The following is a 26,448-nucleotide window of genomic DNA, read 5'->3' on the forward strand; positions in this document are numbered from 1 at the left end:
CCTTATTGTTAACATAATATAATTATTGTCTCTATATTCGTTACGCTTTTCAAAAAGGAACGTAAAATAGGTAACTACGTGATACAATAAGGAAAAGAATACCATTCACACAATCATCGATTCTATTACTTGTGAGAGGAGTGTGTTCAGTTGGCATTTATCATTGCAATGGGTGTACCGCTCTTATTTGCGATTGCGAGCTATGTACTTACAAAAGAAAAAACACCTAAAATAAAATGGATAACATGGGGTCTTGTAACGATGTTTGTTTTTACACCCTTCATCTCTTGGCTCATTGCCATCCCATTTGGTATCCTCCAAAAAGACGGATTCGCAGCGGTAGGGCTCATGATGTTGTTGCTTCCCCTTTTCTTCTTCATCGGACTTGTTATTTTGCTAATTGGGATATTCAAAAAGAACGAGATGAACATTAAAAACGCTAGTTAACGAGTCATTTCTTGTTAACTAGCGTTTTATTTTACGCTTCAGGTAATTGTCCTTCTGCTTGGCAATGTCTAACCAAATAGATTTTCTTCATTGTTCCCTCCGTTAAATCGTGTTAAGGAGAAATACGACATTCACCAAACAAAGTCCTACTAAACTAACAAAAAAGAGGACTCGCCCTGTCTTCCCCATCCAATACAAATTTACGAGTAAAAAATAAATAGCGGCTGCTCCTCCTATAAATCCGAGAAACTCCTTCACTTTCTTAGCCGTCATCTTTTCTCCACCGAATTGAAGACTTTCAACTGCTTTCACTTGAAATCCTTCTACATAATAAGGAACAGTCAAAATAGAAAGCGCGAGCCCACCAAAAACAACTAAACCAATCATGTGCAACAACTTTCCCATACTTAGCTCTTTCGTTGTTTTAACCGTTACTTGCTGTTGTGTTTGGATATTGGTCTCCATTTTATTTCCTCACCTCGTCAACATTGTTCTATGTAGGTATACGTGAGATGAGGAGAAAAGTTCCCAGTGATTACCGTCTTTTTCTATGAGTTGCGCCAACCAATCGTGTTTTTCTCCCTGTTCACTCAGATCATTAGGAAAACAATTCCTTCATTGAAACCAAAAAATCTGTAAGAATAGAAGAAGAAAACCTATCAATTAACACCATTTTTCAAAAAAATCCGAAAGTTTTTCCTCTTTCATTCGTTATATAAGTTGTAAAAGCTTTTACAAAACCAAAAGGAGCTCAAAACATGAAAGCAACTAAACGGAATTTTATAAAGCGGCTTCAAAAAGAAAAAGAAGACGCACTCGATTATATTGTCGACCGTTATCTTCCTCTCGTAAAAGGGATGACGTATCACGTGCTCGGTCCATTAAATAATGACGGAATTATCGAAGAGTGTATAAATGATGTATTTTTATCGATTTGGACGAATGCTCGTCAGTTTAAAGGGAAAGATGCAGACGATTTTAAAAAGTGGGTATGTACGATTACCAAATTTAAAGCCATTGATTATTACCGAAAAATAAGTAAGCGTACGGAACACCCAACGGACTATATTGAAATGGAAGATAGCCATTCAACCGAAGATGTTCTTATTTCGTCAGAAAATCGCAAAGAAGTCATGTCTCTTCTTGAACAACTCGATCCACTTGATCAAGACATTTTTATCATGAAATATTTCTTAGGATATAAAATTGAGGAAATCTGTGACAAGCTCGATTTAACCAAATCAACTGTCAATAACCGACTGTATCGAGGAAAGAAAAAACTTTACCAAGAAGCAACAAACCTTGCATTAGGAGGGAACCTTGCATGAAGAATTTGTACGAACGATTTAATGACATAAAGCTAGAGGAACAAGAGTATAAAGAACTTCCTGTCACTGATTTAGAAAAAGCACAGTTGAAAAAGTCTTTAAAGCAGCACCTTCCTAAAACACGAAAAAGCAAGTGGAAAAAACAACTCATTGCTGCCGCTGTACTCGGTGGGTTATCCGCCACTACAATTGGACTGTCTTTCCCTACTTACGCAAGTAACTTACCGCTTGTTGGCAATATCTTCACATTACTTGATGAAACGTTGTACGGAAATTACAAAGAGTACTCACAAGAGCTGAATTTAATAGAAAACGATAAAGGAATTGCCATTACGATCAATGATGCGCTTTTTGATGGAGAAACCGTATCAGTGACTTACTCCGTTCAGACAGAACAACCGTTAGGTAAAGATATCATGCTAATGGGCCCTCCAATGAGTTTAAAAGGTTTTTCAGCTGGCAGTGGAAGTGATCAGCTCACACAAATTGCTGAAAACAAGTATGTTGGTATAGCGCGTGTTAGTGGCATGGATGGTGAAAAGCAAGATGTCGCAAACGTGAAGTGGAACATTGAAGGTATCAAAGATATGAACGAAGAACGCGAAATAAATGGTAACTGGAACTTCGCATTTTCGATACCTGCAACAAATAGCACGATGCATGAAGTACAAAAAAGCAGCGAAAAAGATGGAGTAAAAGTGAACATTCAATCAATCTCTCAAACACCAGTCTCAACCATTCTTCATTATAATCAAGAAGTTTCGTATGACGTCACCAAAGAATGGTCGATGGTGGACGTTCAGCTACAAGTAGAAGATGACCTTGGTCACGAATATGTAGGACAAGGAAATGGTGGAATTGGAGACGACCACTACAACATTAACTGGAGTCACACCTTTGAAAAGCTTCATCCTGAAGCAAAAAGGCTCATCATCACACCGATTGTGGAGTTACGAAATTTCGATGCTATCTCTCACGGAAGTGCGACAATGGATGAAAACAAAGTGACATCCATTGAAACGCCTACTTCCACAAACGCAGGACAGGAGCCGCAAGTTTTAATTCTTGATGAAATCGTTTTTGAACTCGATACCTTAAAATAAATACCAAAAGCCCTTCTACCGCTTGAATACGTAGAAGGGCTTTATCTTACTGTTTTATCTGTTACTTGTGCTTTCATTTGAACCGCTACTTGCTTTGCCACCTTTTTCACCGATCTCCTCGTAAAATTCTTTGTTGTGATTTCGTGATGTTGCGTTTCCGCCTTTTTTATCCTCTTTTCCCTCTCATTCACGCTATAATGAAACATATCTCAACAAATAAACGAGGTGACTTATGGACTTACAATCACTATGGGAAAAACGGATTGCTTCCTTTTTTGGACAGATAGGCAAATATGTTGCGATTATTGCTTCAAGTGTGTTTTACGTTCTCATTATTGGTGGCAGCCTTTTTATTTATTACTACTTTACTCTTTTAAAACAACTGCCTGCTTCGTTTCCACGTGAAGCGGTTGCGGCCTTATTTATTAGCTTCATAACATTACGAATGCGCATCCGTACATTTTTCAACAAAGCAGATGTCGTCTTTTTACTTGCGGCCGAATCGCACTTATCTTTTTATATAAAAAAGACGCTTCTATACAGCGCTGTTGTCAATAGCTTTACCCTCATTGTGTCAGTGGTCATTGTCATTCCACTCGTGAATACATTTCAGCTTGCCACATGGGTCGTGATAAGCATTGCTGCTCTTTTCTTAACCATATGGTTCGTTTGGGTAAAACAATGGTTAGCTAGCCGATTGTCTCATTTCATCCATGGTTGCATTCATTTTGTTTCAATATGGGCGATGTTTTTCTTTCTTTTTCAGGAAAGGTGGTTAATCGCTTTCCTTCTATTCATCGTCAATGTAGCATTTCTTTTCGTTTTATTTGGTCAGAGAAAGCGCGGATTTAACTGGCTATACTTAATTAATCAAGAAGAGAAAAACAATGAACGACTCTATCGCTTTATTCATTTGTTTGTGGATGTTCCTCATTTAAAAAACACATTTCATAAACGTTCACTTTTTATAAACCTTATTGAAAAAGTCGTTTCATTTAAACAGTCATCTACCTATACCTTTTTATTTTTACGACTTGCGATTCGCTATGATCAATACTTTGGCATGCATGTGAGACTGACACTCATTGGGTTTCTTGTTTTATACATGATCCCAGCCAATCCATGGCTTGTTGCGATATGTATTCTCTATATGACTGGTTATCAATTATTACCGCTTCACCGAGCACGAAATGAACTCGTCCGCTTATATCCATTACATGACTCTTTACTGAAAGAGTCTTTTCTAACAGTCATTTTATCGTTACTACTTGTACAAGCGGGTGCTTTCACTTTCGTTTCTCTATTTACTCATTCGCTGCTAGATACATCATTAACAGTCTTTGCACAAGGGCTCTTCATTGCCTGGTTTGTTTATTGGTTTGCGAAAAAACGAATTAAAATAAATACCTAACAAAATAACAGTGATACGTGCACCCCTTATCACGATCTGGCACGTAAGAGAAAATTAGGATTTTACTCTTTTCGATAGGGCATTTTTATAATTTCTCTCCTATCGGGCATGTTATAACTAACAGGTCTTACAGGAGGGTTTTGATGAAACGTCTGAAGTACAAAAAGATCTTATTACTTATTATGCTACTTCTCCCTTGGTTTAGCTTTCCTCTACTTGGAAAGCCAGCACTCAAGCGCTTTCTTCCGGCAGGGCTTTTCATTTCAATTTTAGTATTTTTTGAAAACATGGTCGCGAAAAAGCGAAAGTGGTGGGTGTATCATGAAACGATTCATCCAAGAGTAACGGGTGATTTCCCGTTAATTTGGGGACCATTTTTAATTGGCTCAATGTGGATTTTAAAAGCAACGTACGGAAAATTTTATCTTTATATGCTTTTAAATATAGCCGTTGATAGCTTTTTCACCTATCCTCTTGTAAGTACTTTTCAAAAGTTAGGCATTTCATCACTCGTTAAATTAAAACGTTATCAACTTTCGCTTTTGTTTTTCTTCAAATCTGCTCTTTTATATGGCTTTCAGCTCATGATTGAAAGAATGAAAAGAATGCGTGAAAGCTCATCGACAAATCAACCAGAATAGAATCGTGTTAAAAACAAAGAAAGGAAACCTGCTGACTGTTGGGTTTCCCTTCCTTTTCCTTTTTATTGTTTAACCTACACATACTGTTTCACTCGCACATACTCCAACCCTTCATATGAAGCTTCTAGTGTTTTTACCGTGATTTCTGCATTTTCTAACCGTTCACGCCACGCTTTTTTCTGACGTTTGACCGCTTCTTCATCTTGTGACTGGTTATGAATGTCATCGCGTAGACGGTGTAACATTTGTTGATACTCACCAATTTCTCGCTGTAAATCCATACAAATCGGTGATCGATTGGCAACAATAAAATCAGTCATTTGCATCAATACTTTTTTACGCTCTACTTCTTTCACTTTCCATTTAATGCTTCGTTCTGCATTTTTAAATGTTGTTTTCATTTTCGCAAACCTCTGATCACGAACAACAATTTTACGTTGTAATTCTTCTACTTCACTTTTTAAAGATTCGTGCTCCTCAATCATTCTTTTTAAGACAAGCCCACCTTGTAACTGTGTTAAATCCATTGTACTTAATCGATTGCGTAACTGTTCTTTGTGCCGATCAATTTCTTTTACACATGTCCGTTCTTGTTCACGCAAATCTTTCATGGTCATGGTCGTTTCATCTTGAATATGTTCGATTCGCTCATATTCTTTAAAGGTTTCATTGACTTTTTTTACAGCTTCATCATACGTTAAGCAAATTTTCGACCATTTGATAAGTAAAAAGCTGTCATTGATGAGCTCATCACGTTCAGCGATTTCGTAAGATAGAACTAGTTGGGTGACAATGATGGCAACGAGCATCATTTGAACATTCATTCTTCCCACGACGTCTTCATGTTCTAAACTCGCCATAATAAAAAGAGGCGCATTCATCGTGACAAGATAAGGTTGGCGATACGTATTCGTTGTAAATAAGCTTGTTCCAATCGCTAAAAGTGAAAACAATGATTCATGAAGCGACACGATTTTAAATAACGAAGACGTATGTACCTCGGTTAAATTCGCACTTTCAATTTCAAGCTTTAACTCATGTGGTAGCTGGTTATACCACTTCAACAATTGTTCTTCAAACCGTTCTTGATTTTCTTCACTTGCAATCGTGTATTGTTCATCGACTAGCTGAAAAAACAACCAAAGCTGATGGGTTACGAACTCTTTGACTGTCTTTACATGCATCGCATCATATTGTTGAATGATTTGGTTTGTTAATCCGTTGCTGTATCGGTTTAGGTCTTCACTTGTTTGTAAAAATGGAACTGGATCGTCCATTAATACTCCGAGCTTTAATAGTAACTGAAGATGCAATTCTGTATCAGAAACAGACTGCACTTTCTCCATTTCCTCTTGAAGGTGCAGCTGATATAAATGAAGAGTTGCTTGCTCCCAGTCTTGTTCGAATTCAGCTTCCTTTATCACCGATTGAATGAATTGCTCTGTTTTACTCAATGCATACACATAACGAAGTGTGTCACCCTTGGCTGAAAGTAGTGCAGAAATAAGCGGCGTATCGTACATGATCTCCCATCCTTCCCATTTCTTCGTCTATCTTAATCTTTCACAACTTTTTGCTTACGTGAAACAACAAGTGCCCCCCAAATTGTCATTAAAGCTGGCGGTAGACTCCACAACACATACATCCACTCCCTCGTCCATATCCCTATAATTAGGAAAAGAACTGGAAATCCCACTGCAACAATGAACCCACTTATATGCCGTACTTTCACCTTCCCCATTTGGCAACAGCCCCCATCAAACAATCTTTCCTACGTTTTCTATAAATCTACCTCTTATTCCTGTTTATTTTATGACATTCGAATTATTTCTATTAAAATTTGGATTTTTCTGTAACGATTTGGATGAAAAAGTGGTAAAATAATTAAAAGAGAGGTGATAGTGATGACTGCAAATTCAACGCAATATACGATGTCGCTTATTGAAGAAAAAAGACAGGAAATGATTAAATTAGCACTATCAAATGGTTTAACACATCAAGAAACTGTTCAAATAAGTCAGCAATTAGACAGTTTATTAAATCTGATGCATCTTGATGAACAACCTCTCAAGACCCAATACGCTTAAAACATTCATGGAGCTAACAACTGTTAGCTCCATTTTATGTAAAAACTACTTTTCCATATACCATTTTTTCATTTATTCTCTTTACTTTTTTTACTAGTCATCTTATAATTAATTACGAACAAATGTTCTTATTCATGATAAATATCCTCTTAGAACTTCTTCAGATGTGCTATACTAAAACAAATGAAGTGGAGGCTGTTTTATGGAAATCGTATTAAAACAAATTCTCTCTGAACTCCAAAACGTGAACACACGACTGGGTTCGCTAGAAGAAGGACAAGCTGAAATGCGCAATGATATTTCAGGTTTAAAGTCTGATGTTTCTTTGCTTAAGTCCGAACAACAAGAGATGCGTAAAGACATTTCCGGACTTAAATCTGATGTTTCTTCGCTTAAGTCTGAACAACAAGACATGCGTAAAGACATCTCAAATTTACAAGCTGATATAGCAGAGATGAAAGAGCAACAAAAACAAAATCAAAAAGAGATTATTACTACGCTAGGCTCTTATATGGATAAAGTTGTTGCATACGTAGATGATAAAACTGAAGCGTTGAACAAGCGCGTTTATAAAGTCGAAACAGATATTGAGCGACTTCTAAAACAATAAGTGAGAAACTACTGATCTTCAACAAAAGTTGAAGATCTTTTTTGTAAAAAAAGCAATAAATGTCAAAAAAAGAACCGTTCGTTTTGATACGATGTATTCAAGGAGGTGTGATACATGATTACGCAAACCATTCGTCCTCTAACTCTTTTATATTCTTCCCGTATACATCGTTCACCTTCTCTATCACTTTCGATTGATTATAAATTTAGTGAAAAAAAGTTTCGAAAAAGGAATAAAAAGGATGATATACTAGAGAAGAGGTGATTTCATGAAAAAGCTGTTGATTTTTTTAGCTAGTTTAGGTGTCTTGTTTTTCTTGCTTGAATTAGTCGTAGGGTTTATTCTCACGGCTACCTACAAACCACCCCTTTCAGAAGCTCAACATGTTACGCATTTAGCGAGCGAAGTTGCATTTGGTACAACGAATATGAGTTCGGTTGTTGTAGCAATGATCGCAGCCTGCTTTGCTTACTTTCTCTCTAAGCGAGTTAAAACCAAATGAACTGCAAAATAAAAAGACCGTGTCAAAAGGAAAAAAGTCTCCTCTTTGACCACGGTCTGTTCTCTCTTACTTATACTTGTATCTCCACGTGCGTTTCTACTAACTTAGCCACATATTTTCCAATCTCAAGTGAAGCTGTCGCAGCAGGAGATGGTGCGTTGCACACATGAACAGATCGCTCACCTTTTACGATAAAAAAGTCATCCACAAGGCCACCATCTTCCCGAAGAGCTTGAGCGCGAACACCTGCTGGAGCTGGAACAAGATCGTCTTCCTCAATCATCGGCATGAGCTTTTGCACTTCTTTTAAGAAAAGACGCTTGTTGTAAGAGCGAGCCATTTCTCCCATCCCTTCTTTCAGATAGCGACTTGCTAGTTTCCAAAAGCCTTTGTACGTTAGCACTTCAGCTAGATCTCCTGCATGAAAGTCCGTCTTCTTATATCCTTCTCTTTTAAAACTGAGCACCGCATTCGGGCCAACATCTACTGCCCCGTCTATCATTCTCGTAAAATGAACACCTAAAAACGGAAAGTTTGGATTAGGAACTGGGTAAATTAAATGATTGACTAAATGACGTTTTTCTTCTTTTAACTGATAATATTCCCCGCGGAATGGAACAATCTTCATATCAAGTTCGTATCCCGCTTTTTTCGCTACTCGGTCGCTTTGTAATCCCGCACAATTAATGAGCATGCGTGCTTTTATCGTATGACGAGATGTTTGAATCGTCACACCATCTTCGTGTTCTTCGATTTGTTCAACAGGTGATTGCAGCAAAATATCTCCACCTTGCTTTGTAATCAGTTCACCCATCTTTTCACACACTTGACAATAGTTCACAATCCCAGCTGCCGGAACACGGATTGCTTGTACTCCACTCACATTCGGTTCAATTTCATGAAGTTCCTCTTTTGATAGCAATTGAATGGTAAGACCATTTTGAAGTCCTCGTTCATACAGTTTGTGAAGCTCTACTCGCTCCGCTTCCGTTGCGGCAACAATCACTTTTCCACAAATATCATGGTCAATGCCGTGCTTTTGGCAAAACGCAATCATCGACTGACTACCTTCTCTAGCAAACTTCGCTTTAAAACTACCAGGTTTGTAGTAAATACCTGAATGAATGACTCCACTATTGTGCCCGGTTTGATGAGCCGCAAGCTTTGCTTCTTTTTCAATAATTGCGATTTTCACGTTAGGAAATTGTTCAGTAAGGGCTAGCCCAACTGATAATCCTACAATTCCTCCACCGATAATGACGTAATCATACATCGTTTTCTCCTCCTACTCCACATGCTTGTGCGACTAACTCCACAAGATGAACGACATTCGTTTTCTCACTCATACACTCTCGCTTCACACCAAGCTTCATTTGGAGATGACAGCCTGGATTTGATGTCACAATCAGGTCAGGTTTAATTTGTTTCACATGTTCCATTTTTCGGTCTAAAATCGCCATCGCTTCTTCATAATGTTCGACATTATAAATCCCTGCTGATCCACAACACACGTCCTTTTCCGCTAACTCCACATACGTTAACCCTTTGATTTTGTGAAGCAACGTCATTGGTTCTTTTTCGATTCGCTGCACGTTGCGTAAGTGACAAGACGGCTGATAAGTAACCGTTTTGTTTACGTGATGGTCAAATGGCAAATCCAGCTTCGCAAGTAACACCGATATATCGACACATTTTCTAGCGAACGCTTTTGCTCGCTCATACATGTCGTCTTCTCTAAACAACTTATCGTATTCAACGAGCATCGCACCACAGCCGCCAATGCTGTTCACAATGTAGTCACATTGAATTTGTTCGAATGCTTCAATGTTTGCTTTAGCTAACTGCTTGGATGTATCATGCTCTCCACTATGATGCTGCAGTGCCCCGCAACACGTTTGTTCTCGTATGACAGTGACTTCACAACCGCCAAGTTGGAGCAACTTCATGCTTTGTTCATTGATTTTTGCAAACATTACATCCATTACACAACCAACAAAAAAAGCGACTTTATAGAGAGTTGCTCCTTCTGGATGCAACACATTTGGATGCTTTTTACGTTTAACAAGTGGTGTCACACCTTCTAATTCTCTCACTGCTTTTGGTATCACATTCAATATGCCTGCTTGTCTGACAAGTTTATCGATCTTTAATGTTTGGTACATTTGCAAACTATACGAAGCCGTTTTTAAGATGGTTTGGTTCGTTAACCCCTTTTTTAATAATAAGCTTTTTAAAAATGATGCTTTCTCATGTACAGCACCTATCGCTGAATCATAAATATCTCCATACTGCACATTTGTCGGGCAAACTGTCTCACACGCACGACAACCGAGACAAAGTTCCATCGATTTGTTCATTGTCTCAAGTGAAATGCGTCCTTCTGCTGCCATTTTGACAAGGTGAATCCGACCGCGTGGTGATTGTGCTTCTTTTCCTGTTGTAACGTAGGTGGGACAAACAGGAAGGCAATAGCCACATTGCACACAGTCAAACGTTGCTTCATAAGCAAGATTCGTCATGCGTTAGCACAAACCTTTGACCAGGCTTTGGAAAAATCTTACCTGGATTGCAAATGTTATTCGGGTCCCACGCCGTTTTCATTCGCTTCATCATCTCAAGTCCAATGGTACCAAGCTCTAACTCCATAAAAGGTGCTTTCATCGTGCCAATTCCATGTTCACCAGATAATGTTCCTCCTAGTTCCACCGCTGCTTTAAAGATGGCTTCCACTGCCTGTTCGACTCGCTTCATTTCCTCGCGATCACGCGCATCGGCAATAATGTTTGGATGAAGATTTCCATCACCTGCGTGACCAAACACAACAAGGTCGACGTTATACACGTCTCTAATTTCTTTTAATTTTTTAAACATATCTGGAATTTTACTACGTGGAACTGTTGCATCTTCTGAGATTTTGGTTGGCTTATGTTGCACAATGGCTGGTGATACGAGTTTACGAGCTTGCCATAACTCTGCTTCTTCTTCTTTCGTTTGAGCGATTCGTACTTCTCTTGCACCTACTTGTTCACACGCTTTTTTTACCGTGTTCATTTCATGTTCAAGAGCAGCTGGATGTCCATCAATTTCAATGAGCAAAATCGCTTCAATATCAGTCGGTAGTCCACAAGGTTGATAGTTTTCAACAGCGACAACCGATGCTTGATCCATGATCTCCATTTTAGAAGGTAAAATGCCTGATGTAAGCACATTTGAAATGGCTCTCCCTGCATCGACTAAATCGTCAAACATCACCATCGCTGTTTTCGTTGCGATTGGCTTCGGTATAAGACGAAGCGTCGCCTCTGTAATAATTCCAAGCGTGCCTTCTGATCCGACAATTAGTTTCGTTAAATCATAACCCGTTACGTTTTTTACTGTTTTTCCACCTGTTCGAATGACGTCTCCTTCAGGTGTAACGACTTCTAATCCGAGGACATAATCTTTTGTGACACCGTATTTCAATCCGCGCGGTCCTCCTGCATTTTCAGCTAAATTTCCTCCAATCGTAGAAACGTGCGCACTGCTTGGATCAGGTGGATACATCAGTCCATATTGATTGGCTTTTTGGTTAATCCTAGCTGTAATGACCCCAGGTGATACAATGGCCACTAAATCTTCCTCGTCAATTCGCAACACTTGGTCCCACCGTGACAAATCAAGAACAATTCCCCCTTCAACAGGAAGAGGACCACCGCTTAACGATGTTCCTCGTCCTCTTGGATATATAGGGATATGATACTCGTTTGCAAGCTTCATAAGCTGCGCGACTTCGCTTGTTGAAGTCGGCTGCACCACTAAATCAGGCACATATATACCAAACGATGCATCATACGCATAACAATAGCGATCGCCTTCATCTGCTAACACACGGTCTTCCTCTTGAATAATTGCTTGTACACGTGTGATTAGTTCATTTGAAAGCATAGCCTCGTCTCCTTTATCCGTTTTCACTTACCATCACTCGCTCATCTCCGAGTTTAATGCGTGCATTCGTTAAATGAATGCGCATGGTCTTTGATGCTCGCTCTGGATCTTGATCTAAAATCGCTTCGTAAATGCGAACGTGCTCTTTGTACACTTTCTCTCGCTTTTCTTTTTGCACGTTTTTCTTTAATGAGAACAACAATGCTTTTCGGTTTAATTCGGCTAAGTTTTCAAAAGCTTGCATTAAGAATGGATTACTTGCCGCTTTCACAACCGCATAGTGAAACTGAAAATCTGCTTCATGACCAACCGTTGAATAGTTATCAATAGTTGGTTTAAATGAATTGATCGCATCACGTATCAAATCTAAGTCCTCTTCGTTGCGTCGTTCTGCTGCAAGCTTTGCAGCCTCTGATTCGACAATGGAGCGCATTTCAAGCAAGTCGAAAATTTGATCCATCTCAACCATTTCAAACGTAACCGGATCTAGCATCCCAGCAAGTTCCACTCGTTTCACATAGCTTCCTCCGCCTTGTCTTGATTCAATCAAGCCACTTGCTGCTAATACACTCAGCGCTTCACGAATCGGTGCACGACTAACCCCAAACATTTTGGATAACTCGTGTTCAGAAGGTAGCTTTGATTCTGGTGGAAATGTTTTATCTTTAATCATTCCCTTTAATTGCTCTAACACTTGACTCGATACCTTTTTTCTCTCAATTGGTGTAAACATTCATTTTCTCCCCTTCCCCACTGTTAAAACGCTTCGTTTGCTGATGAAACTTGTTTCTTTGACTTCACAATGTGACTCGCTAAGAAAATGCCGAGTAATGATACCCCAATGATATCGGTTACACCACCAGGGTGGATCAATAAAAGTGATGTGACAAAAAAGACAACTCGTTCAACGATTGACAATTTTGTTGAAAAGAAATTGTTAATTGCCACTGCCATCGCAAACACTCCTAATAGCGCTGTAGCAAACGCTAGTATGACGGCTAGCACCTCGACTGTTTCCCCAGCAGCCGGCTGCATAATCATCACTGGATTGTAAGCAATCATAAATGGAATAATGAAAGCTGGTAGTGTTAACTTAAGTGCTGTCCATGACGTTTTCATTGCATCCGCTCCCGCTATCCCCGCTGCAGTATAGGATGCAAGTGCAACTGGTGGTGTAATGTTTGACATCGCTCCAAACCAGAATACGAAAAAGTGTGCAGCTACTGGATTCACACCTGCTTCTACAAGTGCTGGTGCTGCTGTAACAGCAACGACAATATAAAGTGCGGTTGACGGTAAGCCCATACTAAGCACAATACACGTAATCATAATGAGAACAAGAAGAACGGCTAAATTTCCACCTGATAGCGCTAACACGTTATAGGCAATCGCATTTCCAAGACCCGTCATCGTTACCACCGCAATTAAAATACCAATGGATGCGCAAGCGATTCCGACTTGAATACCGCCTCTTGCTCCTTCTTCAAGTGCAACAATCATTTTTCTCCATGTAATACGATTCGTTTTATCTAACGTCAGCCAGCTTGCAATCATGACAGCGAAAATCCCTGCAAATCCTGCAAATAAAGGTGTTTTACCGGCAAGTAACGTTCCAAAGACGATGATAATTGGTAATAAAAGAATTCCCCGTTCCTTTAATACCGCCATCACCTTAGGTATATTTTCTTTACTAATCCCCTTTAATCCTTGTTTTTTTGCTTCTAAATCAATGGCAATGATTAGGGAAGCATAATATAAAATACTTGGAATAATCGCCGCTAAAATAACGACCGAGAACGGAACACCTAAAAACCCAGCCATAATAAACGCGGCTGCTCCCATAATGGGCGGCATCACCATTCCACCTGTTGATGCTGCTGCTTCAACCGCTGCAGCAAACCGTGGCTTTAACCCAATGCTTTTCATTAAAGGAATCGTAAATGCACCTGTTGTCGCAACGTTTGCCACTGCACTTCCGTTTAATGAACCTGTCATCGCACTAGAGATAACCGCTACTTGCGCAGGACCTCCACGTGTTCGACCGGCAATGGCCATCGCTAAATCATTAAATAATTTTGATGCACCACTTGCATTTAAAAATGCACCAAACAAAATAAAAATAATGATATAGGTCGATGCAATGGAAAGAGTGATACCAAAGATCCCTTCTGTTGTCATGTACATGCGATATAAAAATCGTTCAATGGAAAAGCCAGCATGTCCAAACAATCCCGGAAAATATGGCCCAAACAATGCATAAACCATTGCAGACGCAGCTAGAAGCGGAATAAACAACCCAATGGTACGACGTCCTGCTTCTAACAGCATTAAAATCAAAATCACTGCGAATACATAGTCTGTACTAACTGCAACCGATCCACGTTCAACGTGAATCGTCGTATATTGAAAATAAATATACACAGAACCCGCAATGGATAATAGAGCAAACAAATAATCAGTGACTCCAACACCTTTTGAAACGGACTTTTTACGTGCTGGATAGAGTAAATACGTGAGGACGAGTAAAAAGCCTAAGAAGATAATGTTTCGGTAGATTTCTTGAATGTTCATCAGTCCGTTTACTGAGACGGTAAAAAGGGATAACACAACAGCAATGCTAATCGCAAGTATTTTTGACATGCCCGTGAGTGTTCGAGTCGGACTAATTGGCTCTATTTCTACTTGTTTCGGTTCGTTCATCAGTTTCATCTCCTTCCTATTTAACTTCTGGTGGCACTAACTCTTCAGGAATATCAAGTCCAGCTTCTTTAAAGTATTTATACGCGCCCTCATGAAGTGGAACCGATAGTCCGTCTAATGCCGTTTCAAGCTTAATGTTATGAGCTGATTTATGTACTTCATATACTTTGTCTAAGTTTTCATACATCGCTTTTGTTAACTTATAAATAATCTCAGCATCAATTTCTTTTGATGTTGCAAGTAAGTTAGGTTGTGCGATTGTTTGAATATCGTGATCTACTTTTGGATACGTACCAGCTGGAATCGTAAAACGGTACCAACTATTTGATACGCTGTTAATAGCTTCTAGTTGTTCATCTGTCACGTCTAAAACCGATGCTTTCACATTACTTGCATACATATCGGTAATCGCGCCAACTGGAACACCCGCTGGAAGTGATCCACCGTCTAAACGACCGTCACGCATCGCCGAAATCGTATCATCGTACCCTAAATATTCAGGTGTAATGTTTTTCTTCGTTAACCTTAACCCTTCCATCATCACAAGTGTTGACGCTTCTGTTCCACTTGCTTGTGGGCCCACTGAAAACGAATGTCCTTCAATGTCTGAAATGGTCCCTGTGTCTTTTTTGTTATTCATTAAGACAAAATGTTCCACATTTGGCCAAAGCATTGAAATGGTACGCAAATCTTTGTACGGTTTTCCTTCGAATGCTCCTTGTCCCTCATACGCTTGGGAGGTAATTAGTCCTTGTAAAATGGCCACTTGTGCTTCATCGTTGTTTAATAGATGAATATTTTCAATGGAACCTGCTGAAGATTGACCGTTTGCTTTAATGCCTTCATCGTATAAAAGCTCTGTCCAGACGTTACCTAATCCAACTCCAATAGGATAATACGTTCCCCCTGTCGAAGCAGTTGCTACACTGATAAAGGTACGCTTTGAGCCATTTGCGACTCCCATGCTACATGCAGTGGTCAACAATAATGTCGATACTAGTACGAGCAATCCTACTAATCGTTTTGTCTTCATTTTATTCCCCCTCTCCGTTTATGTAAGCGCTTTAAATATATAATTGTATTACAAGTATACATGAGACCTGTTTATTTTTAAACAAATATTCTAAATTTTTTACAAATTAATAGATTTTTCCTGTTTTCTCGCTACAATTTTAAAAAAAGTAGTAGAAAAATAAAACAGCTCATCTGATATCATTCATGAGCTGCTTTGGTGACCTTTTTTTATTTTTTCATAAATGGTTTGTGCGTGTAGGAGTTGCTCCTCTACTGTTATTAATCCATTCTTTGTTGTTAAAAATGCTTGAACTTGTTTAAAAAGACCTGGTTTGAATGTCACGTCGTCGGTTCCTTGAAGTGGGACTTCTTGTAATTGAAACGAACCGTGCTCCATTTTATACAGTTTTTCAAGTGGTTGAAGAATAAACGTGTAATCATCTGTCATTACTTCAACTCCCCACCGTCCTGGGGCTTTCCAATTCGCGTGATAACTAAACAATACGGCTTTTTCCGTTACCCCTGCTCCTGAGAAAATTGCACCATCGGGATGCCATGGTAATGCATCTGATGTAAACGCATGAAAAGACGTTGGCTGTCCTGCTAAATAAAATGCTAAATCAATCACATGAGATGAGTTTGCAAATAGCCAATTGCTCTTCAATTCATCCGAGTTGTGAAGTTGCTCAATTCGCTTGCTTAATTCAGTGAATGTAAAGTGAATTGACTTAATTGGATTATCTTCCGTTATGAACGTTTGCAACGTCTGAACAGAATCATAGAATCGACGGTTATAGCCAATCCAAACACCCGCTTTTACTGAGTTCGCTGCTTGTTGGAGATCTTGTAACTCCGCTTCATTCATCGCGCCTGGCTTTTCTATTAATACTTCCTTCATTCCGTGCGCTAACAATATCTTTGTGACGTCTTTTAAATACGCTACATCAATGGCAACAATAGCTTTTTTATAATGGTTATTCTGTAAGAGTGATGGTAACTCGCCAAAATATGCTTTTTTTTCTGTATTCTTTTCAAACTGTAAAGCCGTATTTTCGCTGCGTGTGAACACATCAAATGATACGTTCAAGCTTTTTAATACGCTTGCATACGCTATTCCCATACTTCCTGCTCCGACTAGAAGAATCCCCACCTTTTCATCTCCCTTTACTTCGATAAAATATCTTCAATATGCTTTTTCACTAATAAAGGAGCGTCATCCACCGTTAAAATGGTCTGTTCAATAAATTTTCTTCCTCGTTCCTTTAGCTCCTCGACGTACTCATTACTGGCCACTATTTTCTTTACGACCTCTTTCATTTGTGTGTCATTCTTAATTCGTTCTCCAGCTCGCGTTTTAACAAAAAACGCCATACTATCGTTGCTGTTTAATACGTGATGGTACGGTATAGATGGCTGTAAAATCAGAAGTGGCTTCCCTAACAATACGGCTTCAAACCCTGTTGTCGAAGCAACTGTCATGACGCAATCACTGTAATGTAAAGCGGTATATAAAGGGTAATCACTTTTCAATATCCGTACATTTTTTTCATCTTTAATTAGCGAATAGTCATGTCGGTCACTACGATGTTTTTTTATAATGAATGTGACAGGTAAAAGAGTGGAAACATTTTTCACCCACTGCTCAATCTTTCGGTTTGCTTGTGGCAATGGCTGGGTGGTAAACGTAATGATCCGATGATTAGTTGGGATGTTTAATGTGCGGTAGAACATCGCCTTTGTACATGTTGGTTTTGCTTGTTGATAATAAAAGTAAAGGTTTCCAGTTTCCACAATCATGTTTTCTTTTATGTTTCGTTCTAGTAACCATTGTTTTTGAAACGGACCCCACGCAAAATAATAATTCGCTCGAGCTGGAATAAGTGTCCGATCACCAATCGCGACGAGCGGAATATTCACCAATGTAATCTGATATTTCTTCGACAGAAGGCTCAACACCGTCCCGTATATACTCGCTTCTGATGACACAACAATCAAAGATGGTTTCGCTCTTAATATTAACTTTTCTAGCACATAAATCCATAAAATACTTTTTTTGTACGTTGCAAACAACCATGTTTGAAAGGCTTTCTTTTTAAAATAGTAATGCGTTGAACATTTCGCAAGTTGCTTCTTTAAATCTTCTGCAAGTTGCGCTTCTTGTTTTCTCATCTTTTGATTTCCTCGTATGGCGTTTATCTCACTTTGAAGCATGTAATACGACAGGCGAGGTGTAGATTGAATCAGTTTTTTTTCATACTTGGTTGTATATAAAGTTACGTCATACTCTTTTAAGTGCTCGGACGCAAAACGCTCATAGCCATCAGATAATAATAGCGATGTTTTACTTTTCTTTAAAGTCACAGGCTTAATACGCTCAATGGATACTAGTTTTTCTGTGATATCACCCATTGTAAAGAACGAATGCTTTATACGTAGTTTGTTAATCGTTGCTGTGTCTGAACGATTATAATCAACGAATGATTGAATATGAACAAGAAAGTGTGGAGCTAGACATTGTGCAATCGGTAGTCCGTAGAGCGTAACATCTGAAAAACATTGAAAAAAATCATAGAGCAACGAATAACGAAGCACATGATTATCATCAGCTTCAATTTCTCCAAACATTAAATTATTCTCCTTTTTAAGTAATTGGACATTCTGTTATTTGTTGATGTAACTGACTTGAGAAAAAGTGGTTTAGTTGACGAATGAAGAGTAAATGTAGCTTCTTGGAGAACTCATAGTTTGGAAGGTCACACGTTTGATTTAAGAGAATCGTAGTAGCTAACATAGTTGTCAACTCACTTTGTTTTGGATAATGAATCGAGTTGGTCTTGATTTCTCCTGTCCTTAAACATTCAACTTCCACTGTTTCTAATAACGGATAAATTGTCCACACTTCATCTTTAAGATAGATCTTTAGTACGTACGTTTCACTTGACGTTTTATGCGAAGAAATAACAAGTTCATTCCCTTTGTCGTTTACAACATTTAATGTACCAAGCACTTCTAAATAGCCATGACGTTTACTTTCAATCACTTCTTCTAGTTGATTAATAGTAACGATCATCTCACTACTATTGGTCAGATACGAAAACAAATCTAGTTGATGAATGGAATTACAACCGATGCCAAATTGTCGATAATCAACTTTATACGTAATAATTTGTTCACCTATTTTTTCTTTCAGCGTTTGAAAGAACGGAAACGTCCGTAACGGACAATTCACCCAACATCCTTTGACGTGATGTTCTTCTAAAAGAGTGGACATCTCTTCATAATCACTTTCTTTTTGAAATAAGACCTTCTCGAGAACAATAAATGAAACCACTCGATTCTTCATTAATTCTTTTGTGACGTGTAACCGAACTTTAGAATTAGTCGCTATAATAGCTAAATCGAGATTAGAAGGAAGAGATTCAATATGCTCCACTAAATAACACGTTTTATCTTTTGTCTCACTCTCCTCAAAATAATTTTTCAGCTTATTTAATGCTTCTTGATTCGGATCTACGACATAAATACGAAGTGGTACATTCGCTTTTAACAGTCCTTCAAAATGACGGTATCCAATATTCCCTCCACCTATAATACAAACGTTAAACATATGTCACCTCAATTGTTTTTATCGTCTCTGTTTCGTCCATACATTTTAAAGTACGTCACACTAGAATAAGTGTTTACTGAGAATGACGCATAATAATTTGTTTAATATGAGTTCTTAATAAAGCAGGAGCATTTGTTTGCGTTACAAATGTATTTTCTAAAAATGTGTCACGTAGCTCCATTAACTCATTTAAGTACGATGGTTGTGTAATCAGTCGATTGACTTGTTCATACAGTTCCTTTTCATTTTTAACAACTCCCCCCGCCTTTGCTTTCGCTAAGTGGGCATTTAGCTCATTATGGCTAAGTTTGTAGTGATACGGAATGATTGGCTGGAGAATAAGAAGTGGCTTTCCTATTATTGCCGCTTCAAACGCGGTCGTTGAACCGATTGTCATTAGCACATCAACGTGATGTAAAACATCATATAATGGATAACTACTTGGTAAGATTTTCACTCTTTTATTTGACTTTAATCCTGCATACTCATATTGATCATTTCGATGCTTTTTAAGGACGATGGTGACTGATAGATTAGAAGGTAACGCTTGTATCCATCGTTCAATTTGATTATTCGTCTCAAAAAATGGTTGGGAAGTAAAACCTATAATAAGATGCTCTTGTGGAATATTCAGTGTATGACGAAACACTTCTTTAGATTGTGTCGCTTCCTTTTTCTCATAAAAGAAACCACTATTCCCTACTTCCATAATCTTCGTAGGATGAATTTTTCGGTCCATTAACCATTGTTTTTGATTGCCGCCCCAAACTAAGTAGTAGTTAGCACGAGATGGGATGAGAACTTGATCTCCTATTGTGACAACAGGCGCGTTTACATACGGAATTTGATACTTTTTAGCTAACAAACCAAAGATTGCGCCAAAAAGACTAGCTTCTGAAGGAATCACAATAATAGAGGGCTTTGTTTGATGAATGAGCTTTTCTAAAATATACACCCATTTGATCACACTTAAAGCCGCTTTAGGAAACCAACTTTGAAACTCTTCTGTGCCAAAATAAGGGTGATTTTTTAAACTTTGTAATTTTTGTGTTATTTGCTTTATTAGTTCTTGACGTTCAAGTTGCACGTCTCCAGGAAGTACTTTTAAAATCTCATCTCGAAAGATATAACTAGAAAATTCTTGAGGTAAATGTTGATAACAATCTTTATCTCTGACGCCAAATAATGTGACATGATAACCTATGAATTGATCTCTAGCAAGGTTGCTATACTCGTCAGCTAGTAAAATCGACTTTCGATTTTTAACCATTGAAACGGAAGGAATATCCTCAAATGAGAGAAGTTGTTCATTAATATCCCCCATCGTTTGAAACCGGTTTTGCCTCCGCAACTTTCGAATAAGCGCAACGTTTGACAAGTTTTCATCTACATATGGCTGGATATGCCCTAAAAATCGTAACAATATACATTGCGCAATAGGTAATCCGTAAAGTTTAATTGAAGAGAAACGTAAAAAAAAATCATACACTAACGAATATTTAAGGAGATGATAATCATTTACTTCGTTCTCACCATACATCTATAAGTTCCCCCCTATTGTTTGTTTTCAGATATAATTTTTTGGATACACCTTTTTACGACACTTGGCGTTTTCTTTGTATTCAATAGATTTTTCTTTAAAAATTGAGCCGTTCTCTGTTTAATAGATAATTCATATGTCGACCCTGACGATAGCTTTCGCATACTCTCCACAAATTCATCTTTATTCGAAATTATTCCGCCTGCTTGATTTGTTGCAAAAAATGTATGGTTTGAATTGTGGCATAACTTATAGTGATAAGGAATAGAAGGCTGTAAGATAAATAACGGCTTCTTCAATAAAGCAGCTTCAAATGCTGTCGTTGACGAAATGGTCATTAGACCGTCTATGTGATGCAAAAAGGAAAAAAGAGGATAGTCATCGGGCAGTACAACAATGTTTTTTTGTCTTCTCGCTTGAAAATAGTCATATGGGTCGTTTGGATGCTTTTTAATGATGACCTTAATTGATAAATCGGCAGGTAACGATAAAATCCAATGTTCAATTTGATCATTTGTATCAATAAAAGATTGTGATGTAAAACCAACCAAGTAGTCCGTCTCAGATAAATTAAATTCTTTTAAAAACAGTTCTTTTGACTGAGTTGCTACAGTTGAATCATAACTAAACTTAACATTACCCGTTAAAAAAATGTGATTTTCCTTCACTCCCCTCTGTAACAACCAACTCTTTTGATGATCTCCCCAAACAAAATAGTGCGTCGCTCTAGATGGAATAAGAATATGATCCGCAATGGTTAAAAGTGGCATATTGACAAAGGGAATTTGATACTTACTGGCGATTAAACCTAGAATGGCCCCATACTGACTAGCTTCTGATGGCACAATAATGATCGAAGGCTTTGTGTTTACTACTAATTCTTTGATTATATACACCCACTTAACTACACTGATATCTACTTTTAACAACCATTGTTGAAAGGAGTCTTCTTTAAAATAGTAATGATTGGATAGCCTCTTAAGTTGTTGAACGATTTGCTTTTTTAAAGACTCTTGCTCCTTCAATATATGCTGATTCTTACTTTTCACAATCTCTTCTTTAAAGATATATTGTTTTAATTTTGTGGAATCATTTCGCTTCGATCCGTACAATGTGACATTGTACTCTTTAAGTTGATCTTCAGCGAATGGTAGATACTCGCTTGCCATCAAGATAGACGACGGATCTTTTTTAAGCACAACTGGTGTAATATGATCAAATTCTACTAACTTTCTATTAATATCTCCCATCGTTTTAAAGTCTTTTTTCTTCCTTAACCTTCGAATCAGCAATAAATCATTTAAGTTTTCATCAACGAATGGCTGAATATGATTTAGAAATTGAACTGTTAAACTAGGAGCAAACGGTATGCCAAACGCTTCAATACCGGAAAAACACGAAAAGAAATCCTGTAATAACGAATATTTCAACACATGATAATTGTTCACTTCATTTTCACCGAACATATTTAACCTCCTAAACCTGAAATTATGCTAATTCGTTTATCTAATATGTTTCATTTGTGACATCATCAGCTCCGCTAGTAATAAATCAATCTCTTCATCAATATCCAACGATCGATCACTCGGCATCATAATACCGCCTGGATTGCTTCCGACAAAGGTTTCTTGCTTTTCATGAATCGTATTTGTGTAAAATACGTAGACGGCTCCATTTAATTGATAGGCTTCTGGAAGTTGCTGACGAGGCAAAAATGGATTGGCGTCATCTACGAATTGAACCATCTTTCCACCCTTCCTCTTCCACGCTCTCATAGGATTCAAGTCTGCTTCTGAAAAGGTGGCAACTGATGTATACTCTCCACTGGAAACAAGTAATTCTAAACATTGCACAATGTCTTCTTTTGAACGAAAAGGAGAAGTTGGTTGTAAGTAAACAAGAATGTCGTACACATCTCCTTCGGAAGCTAATGTGTCAATCGTATGCTTCACTGCATCAATTGCCATCGCGTGATCTCCCGCTATGTCTTGTGGACGCTCTACTACATCAGCTCCGTAATATTGCGACACAATGGAAATGTTCAAGTCATCGGTTGACACGACCACTTTATCAATCTCAGGCATTGATTTGGCAAGCTCGATTGTCCAGGCAATGAGTGGCTTTGCTCCAAGTAGTTGAATATTTTTATATGGAATGCCTTTGCTTCCACCTCTTGCTGGGATGAGGGCGATTACTTTTTTTCCTTTGTACATGCTGTCTACTCACCTACTTTTTTATTAATTAATGTCCAATGATTGAAGGATTGCTGCAATACCGCTAACACTTGTTTTTCTGGACAATTTAGCACATCGTAAGGATTGATATTCTCTTGTTTTTTCCGTTCGCTTCGTTTTTGAATAGCCGCTACGATTTGCTGCTTGTTGTAACTAGTTTCTATCACATTACTCCCTCTCTCTCTTCCTTTCTGACGGTTACCAATTAACACATAAGGAAGATGAAAAAACGGAGCTTCAATTAAGCCACTACTCGAATTACCAATGAGCGCATCTGCTTCTTGTAAAAGAAACAAATACTCTTCTTGAGGAACGGACGGATAAAAGAAAGCACGAGAAGGATACTTCACACAAAACTGCTCCATTTTCTCATTAAAATACATCCCACCTGCATCGCTATTCGCTCCAATAAATAAAATTGGTTCCGTCATTTCCTCTAACGCTTCCAACAAAGTATGCACCTGTTTTTGAAGAGGTACGTCATCACGTGAATCTGGATGAAAAGCAACTAATAGAAACACCTCATTTGACGGCAGGCTGTATTTTTCACGTAATGCTTGCTTTTGAAGAGTTGACATCTGCTTTACTTGCTCAATCTCTGTTTTACGAAGACTACCAATCTTGTGAATGCGCCACTCTTCTTCTCCTAGCTTTAAAAGGGTTTGTTTGGACTTTACAGATGAAACGAAGTGAAGGTGAGCAAGCTTTGTGATTGCGTGGCGAATTGCATCATCAGCTGAGCCACTCACTTCACCACCATGAAAATGAACGATTGGAATGTTTAAATAATGAGCAGCAGATGCCGCTGCAAGCATCTCACCTCGGTCACCTAACACTAGTAAAAAATCTGGCTGTTCCGCCGCTAACACTGTGGAAAAGTATAAAACACCAAGCCCTAACGACTGTGCCATGGACAGGTGATCGTCTCCCTTTGTTAAAATAGGAGGTGTAGCAACGATGTGTAACGAGTCACTCTTAATATATTCAATCGTTTCACCATACTCTTTTACTACATGCATGCCTGTGACGATTAAGGAAAGGTTAAAGTCGCTACTTTTCTCCATCTCTAGTAAAAGTGGTCGATAAATGCCGTAATCTGCTCTTGTACCGGTTACACATAAAACCTTTTTACTACTCATGAAAGTCGCTCCATTGAAGAGGTTCATGTTTCTTTTTATCAACTTTTACAACCTTTCCAATGACCTCTTCTAGTCGATTCGCTTCAATGTCAGCCAGTGGACGAAGCGCAATAAGATGGTGTTCGGCTAAAATCGTCCCACTCGGTACGTCGTCTTTCACATAAAGCCCTCGGCGCACTAACGGTTTAATGGCTTTTTCGTTCTCAGTTAATTCTTTTTGTCCTGTACCGAGAGATTGTTCTGTTAAACGAATGCACTGAATCATTCTTTTACACTCTTCAACGGTAATCGACGCAGCATGATCAGGACCAGGTAATGATTGATCTAATGTAATGTGCTTTTCAATCATTTGCGCACCTAATGCAGTAGCAGCAATCGGAATATGAATGCCCACCGAATGATCAGAATAACCGATTGGATAAGGATAGCGTTTCATATATTCAGGAATGACGCGTAAATTGAGCTGTGATTCTGGTGCAGGATAGCTGGATGTACAATGTAGAATACTCACGGAAACGGTCGGATTGAGAGATGTAACATAGGAGAGTGTTTGATCAATTTCTGCGAGCGTAGACATGCCTGTTGAAAGGATAATAGGTTTACCCGTTTGCACAATTTGCTTTAAGAGTGGAAAATTCGTTAAATCTCCACTTCCCACTTTAAACAAGCTCATCCCAAGCTGATCAAGATAATCGACACTTCGGCTATCAAAAGGTGTAGCTAAAAACAAAATGTTTTGTTGATCACAATACGCTTTTAATTCAGCAAATTCAGTAGCGGAAAGCTCTAGCTTTTTGAGCATCTCATATTGGGTACCTTCATTCGTTTTTTTCTGATAGTCCGCTAAATCGGCTTGTGCAGTTGTTAGTTCATCTGCGTGAAACATTTGAAACTTCACCGCATCTGCCCCCGCATACACCGCTCCATCAATCAATTGTTTAGCTAACTTCATCGAGCCATTATGATTCACACCGATTTCTGCAATCACAAACGTTGAACCGTTTTGTTGAATAAAAGATGGTGTTGTCATCGTCTTTACCCCTTTAAGATGGACAGAAGCGTTTCCATTACATACGTTTGTTCTTCCATCGTGATGTCATTAAAGAATGGCAAGGCAAGTGATTGTCGCCCCAGCATTTCACTCACCTTGAAGTCGCCTGGTTTGGTGTGTAATAAATCTTGATAAAACGATTGAAGGTGAATGGATGGAAAATACGGCTTTGTTTGAATGCCTTTTTCAGCAAGCTTTGCCATCACATCATCACGACTCATCTGTGCCGGAACTAAAACCGGATACACAAACCAGCTAATTGTCGCCAAAGGATGACAGTGTAAATAGGTTACGGGAATGTTTTTTTCTTGAATCATCGCATGATAGCGCATCGCCGCGCGCTCGCGTTTTGAAAGGATGTCTTGTAATCGTTCCATTTGGGCAACACCGATAGCGGCGTGCACATCAGATAGTCGGTAATTATAGCCTAGTCGTTCATGAACAAGCCATTCATTTTTCACACTACGCCCTTGGTTACGAAGGCTTGCTGCCATTTCGTATATATGTTGATCGTTTGTCACCAGCATACCGCCTTCACCTGTAGTAATTTGCTTATTCGGATAAAAAGCAAATACACTCACATCCCCAAATGTCCCTGTATATTGACCATTCCAAGTCGCTCCAAGGGCTTCGCATGCATCTTCAATCACTTTTAAGTTATATTTACGCGCGATGTCCATTACCTTATCCATGTTGCACGGATGTCCGAAAATATGAACAACAAGAATCGCTTTTGTTTTATCGGTAATCGCTGCTTCAATTAAATCTTCATTCATGACCGTTGTATCAGGGTGAACGTCAACAAACACAGGTGTTACCCCTTCAAATAATAATGAGTTACTAGAGGCGACAAAGCTGTACGGTGACGTTATGACTTCATCTCCTGCTTGTAAGCCTAACGCTTTCACTGCTACGTGAAGTGCACTCGTACCGCTGTTCATTCCTACTGCATACGACACACCTAAAAAGTCTTCAAATTTTTTCTCAAATGCTCTGACATTCTTTCCAAGACTTAAATTGCCAGATTGTAAGACGTCCATCACATATTTTATTTCCAAATCCGTTATATCAGGCTTAGACAATGGTATATTCATCTTAGTTGATTCTCCC

The 26,448-nt window shown here is 38.6% G+C and carries 26 protein-coding genes and 1 pseudogene; 8 read left to right on the plus strand and 19 right to left on the minus strand.

Annotation, left to right across the window (positions count from 1 at the left end):
* Positions 1-150: 150 nt before the first annotated feature.
* The gene (locus DIS06_RS04710; protein WP_110112087.1) at positions 151-447 is read left to right on the plus strand and encodes a hypothetical protein; all 297 of its coding nucleotides are present in this window, start codon (positions 151-153) and stop codon (positions 445-447) included.
* Positions 448-549: 102 nt separating this feature from the next.
* Here the strand turns inward: DIS06_RS04710 and DIS06_RS04715 are convergent, their stop codons facing one another.
* Positions 550-912, minus strand: coding sequence for a hypothetical protein (locus DIS06_RS04715; RefSeq protein ID WP_110112088.1), 363 nt, complete (start codon positions 910-912; stop codon positions 550-552).
* 293 nt (positions 913-1,205) lie between these two features.
* On the opposite strand from DIS06_RS04715, the gene DIS06_RS04720 reads away from it, so the two are divergent.
* On the plus strand, positions 1,206-1,775 hold the full coding sequence (locus DIS06_RS04720) for a sigma-70 family RNA polymerase sigma factor (RefSeq protein WP_110112089.1): 570 nt from the start codon (positions 1,206-1,208) through the stop codon (positions 1,773-1,775).
* Positions 1,772-2,878 (plus strand): DUF4179 domain-containing protein, encoded by a 1,107-nt coding sequence (locus DIS06_RS04725; protein ID WP_110112090.1) that lies wholly within the window; start codon positions 1,772-1,774, stop codon positions 2,876-2,878. Before DIS06_RS04720 ends, DIS06_RS04725 begins: the two co-directional genes overlap by 4 nt.
* A 54-nt stretch (positions 2,879-2,932) precedes the next feature.
* Here DIS06_RS04725 and DIS06_RS20540 read toward each other — a convergent pair.
* Positions 2,933-3,019 (minus strand): annotated as a pseudogene (locus DIS06_RS20540) (KGG domain-containing protein); the annotation flags it as partial.
* Positions 3,020-3,110: 91 nt separating this feature from the next.
* Here DIS06_RS20540 and DIS06_RS04735 point away from each other — a divergent pair.
* The gene (locus tag DIS06_RS04735) at positions 3,111-4,289 is read left to right on the plus strand and encodes an ABC transporter permease (protein WP_110112091.1); all 1,179 of its coding nucleotides are present in this window, start codon (positions 3,111-3,113) and stop codon (positions 4,287-4,289) included.
* A gap of 143 nt (positions 4,290-4,432) precedes the next feature.
* Positions 4,433-4,930, plus strand: a complete 498-nt coding sequence (locus DIS06_RS04740; RefSeq protein ID WP_110112092.1) for a hypothetical protein — start codon at positions 4,433-4,435, stop codon at positions 4,928-4,930.
* A 74-nt stretch (positions 4,931-5,004) separates the two neighbouring features.
* Here the strand turns inward: DIS06_RS04740 and DIS06_RS04745 are convergent, their stop codons facing one another.
* Together DIS06_RS04745 and DIS06_RS04750 are read right to left on the minus strand one after the other, a co-directional pair.
* On the minus strand, positions 5,005-6,453 hold the full coding sequence (locus DIS06_RS04745; RefSeq protein WP_110112093.1) for a hypothetical protein: 1,449 nt from the start codon (positions 6,451-6,453) through the stop codon (positions 5,005-5,007).
* Positions 6,454-6,485: 32 nt separating this feature from the next.
* Positions 6,486-6,671 carry a hypothetical protein gene (locus DIS06_RS04750; RefSeq protein ID WP_110112094.1) on the minus strand — a complete coding sequence of 62 codons (186 nt, stop codon included), beginning with the start codon at positions 6,669-6,671 and terminating at the stop codon, positions 6,486-6,488.
* Between the two features lie 163 nt (positions 6,672-6,834).
* On the opposite strand from DIS06_RS04750, the gene DIS06_RS04755 reads away from it, so the two are divergent.
* The 3 genes from DIS06_RS04755 (at position 6,835) to DIS06_RS04765 (ending at position 8,129) form a co-directional block, all read left to right on the plus strand.
* Positions 6,835-7,017 carry an aspartyl-phosphate phosphatase Spo0E family protein gene (locus DIS06_RS04755; protein ID WP_204166752.1) on the plus strand — a complete coding sequence of 61 codons (183 nt, stop codon included), beginning with the start codon at positions 6,835-6,837 and terminating at the stop codon, positions 7,015-7,017.
* A 202-nt stretch (positions 7,018-7,219) separates the two neighbouring features.
* Positions 7,220-7,627 carry a hypothetical protein gene (locus tag DIS06_RS04760; RefSeq protein ID WP_110112095.1) on the plus strand — a complete coding sequence of 136 codons (408 nt, stop codon included), beginning with the start codon at positions 7,220-7,222 and terminating at the stop codon, positions 7,625-7,627.
* 268 nt (positions 7,628-7,895) lie between these two features.
* Positions 7,896-8,129, plus strand: coding sequence for a hypothetical protein (locus DIS06_RS04765; protein ID WP_110112096.1), 234 nt, complete (start codon positions 7,896-7,898; stop codon positions 8,127-8,129).
* Between the two features lie 70 nt (positions 8,130-8,199).
* Here DIS06_RS04765 and lhgO read toward each other — a convergent pair whose 3' ends face one another.
* From lhgO to DIS06_RS04840, 15 genes are all read right to left on the minus strand, one after another.
* The gene (gene lhgO / locus DIS06_RS04770; protein ID WP_110112097.1) at positions 8,200-9,402 is read right to left on the minus strand and encodes an L-2-hydroxyglutarate oxidase; all 1,203 of its coding nucleotides are present in this window, start codon (positions 9,400-9,402) and stop codon (positions 8,200-8,202) included.
* Positions 9,395-10,648: a (Fe-S)-binding protein gene (locus DIS06_RS04775; protein ID WP_110112098.1), complete on the minus strand. Its 1,254-nt coding sequence runs from the start codon at positions 10,646-10,648 to the stop codon at positions 9,395-9,397. Before DIS06_RS04775 ends, lhgO begins: the two co-directional genes overlap by 8 nt.
* A complete protein-coding gene (locus tag DIS06_RS04780; protein WP_110112099.1) occupies positions 10,629-12,053 on the minus strand; it encodes an FAD-binding oxidoreductase in 1,425 nt (474 codons plus the stop codon). The genes DIS06_RS04775 and DIS06_RS04780 overlap by 20 nt, the downstream gene beginning before the upstream one ends.
* Before the next feature lie 13 nt (positions 12,054-12,066).
* Positions 12,067-12,786 (minus strand): FadR/GntR family transcriptional regulator, encoded by a 720-nt coding sequence (locus DIS06_RS04785; protein WP_110112100.1) that lies wholly within the window; start codon positions 12,784-12,786, stop codon positions 12,067-12,069.
* Between the two features lie 23 nt (positions 12,787-12,809).
* Positions 12,810-14,753 carry a TRAP transporter permease gene (locus DIS06_RS04790; RefSeq protein WP_343287484.1) on the minus strand — a complete coding sequence of 648 codons (1,944 nt, stop codon included), beginning with the start codon at positions 14,751-14,753 and terminating at the stop codon, positions 12,810-12,812.
* A 16-nt stretch (positions 14,754-14,769) separates the two neighbouring features.
* Positions 14,770-15,786, minus strand: a complete 1,017-nt coding sequence (locus DIS06_RS04795; protein WP_110112102.1) for a TAXI family TRAP transporter solute-binding subunit — start codon at positions 15,784-15,786, stop codon at positions 14,770-14,772.
* 183 nt (positions 15,787-15,969) lie between these two features.
* Positions 15,970-16,917, minus strand: a complete 948-nt coding sequence (locus DIS06_RS04800) for a Gfo/Idh/MocA family protein (protein WP_110112103.1) — start codon at positions 16,915-16,917, stop codon at positions 15,970-15,972.
* Positions 16,918-16,931: 14 nt separating this feature from the next.
* On the minus strand, positions 16,932-18,392 hold the full coding sequence (locus DIS06_RS04805) for a capsular polysaccharide export protein, LipB/KpsS family (RefSeq protein WP_110112104.1): 1,461 nt from the start codon (positions 18,390-18,392) through the stop codon (positions 16,932-16,934).
* A gap of 16 nt (positions 18,393-18,408) precedes the next feature.
* Positions 18,409-19,374 (minus strand): Gfo/Idh/MocA family oxidoreductase, encoded by a 966-nt coding sequence (locus DIS06_RS04810; protein WP_110112105.1) that lies wholly within the window; start codon positions 19,372-19,374, stop codon positions 18,409-18,411.
* Positions 19,375-19,447: 73 nt separating this feature from the next.
* A complete protein-coding gene (locus DIS06_RS04815; protein ID WP_110112106.1) occupies positions 19,448-20,914 on the minus strand; it encodes a CDP-glycerol glycerophosphotransferase family protein in 1,467 nt (488 codons plus the stop codon).
* 14 nt (positions 20,915-20,928) lie between these two features.
* Positions 20,929-22,380 carry a capsular polysaccharide export protein, LipB/KpsS family gene (locus DIS06_RS04820; protein ID WP_110112107.1) on the minus strand — a complete coding sequence of 484 codons (1,452 nt, stop codon included), beginning with the start codon at positions 22,378-22,380 and terminating at the stop codon, positions 20,929-20,931.
* A gap of 36 nt (positions 22,381-22,416) precedes the next feature.
* On the minus strand, positions 22,417-23,127 hold the full coding sequence (locus DIS06_RS04825; RefSeq protein WP_110112108.1) for an acylneuraminate cytidylyltransferase family protein: 711 nt from the start codon (positions 23,125-23,127) through the stop codon (positions 22,417-22,419).
* A gap of 5 nt (positions 23,128-23,132) precedes the next feature.
* Entirely contained in the window at positions 23,133-24,287 is a 1,155-nt protein-coding gene (neuC, locus tag DIS06_RS04830; RefSeq protein WP_110112109.1) for a UDP-N-acetylglucosamine 2-epimerase, read from the minus strand.
* Complete coding sequence (gene neuB, locus DIS06_RS04835; protein WP_110112110.1) at positions 24,280-25,317, minus strand: N-acetylneuraminate synthase; 1,038 nt, start codon at positions 25,315-25,317, stop codon at positions 24,280-24,282. The genes neuC and neuB overlap by 8 nt, the downstream gene beginning before the upstream one ends.
* A 5-nt stretch (positions 25,318-25,322) precedes the next feature.
* On the minus strand, positions 25,323-26,432 hold the full coding sequence (locus DIS06_RS04840) for a DegT/DnrJ/EryC1/StrS family aminotransferase (protein WP_110112111.1): 1,110 nt from the start codon (positions 26,430-26,432) through the stop codon (positions 25,323-25,325).
* Positions 26,433-26,448 lie beyond the last annotated feature (16 nt).

This window comes from Bacillus sp. CGMCC 1.16541 (genome assembly GCF_003184905.1).
Classification (GTDB): domain Bacteria; phylum Bacillota; class Bacilli; order Bacillales; family Bacillaceae_H; genus Priestia.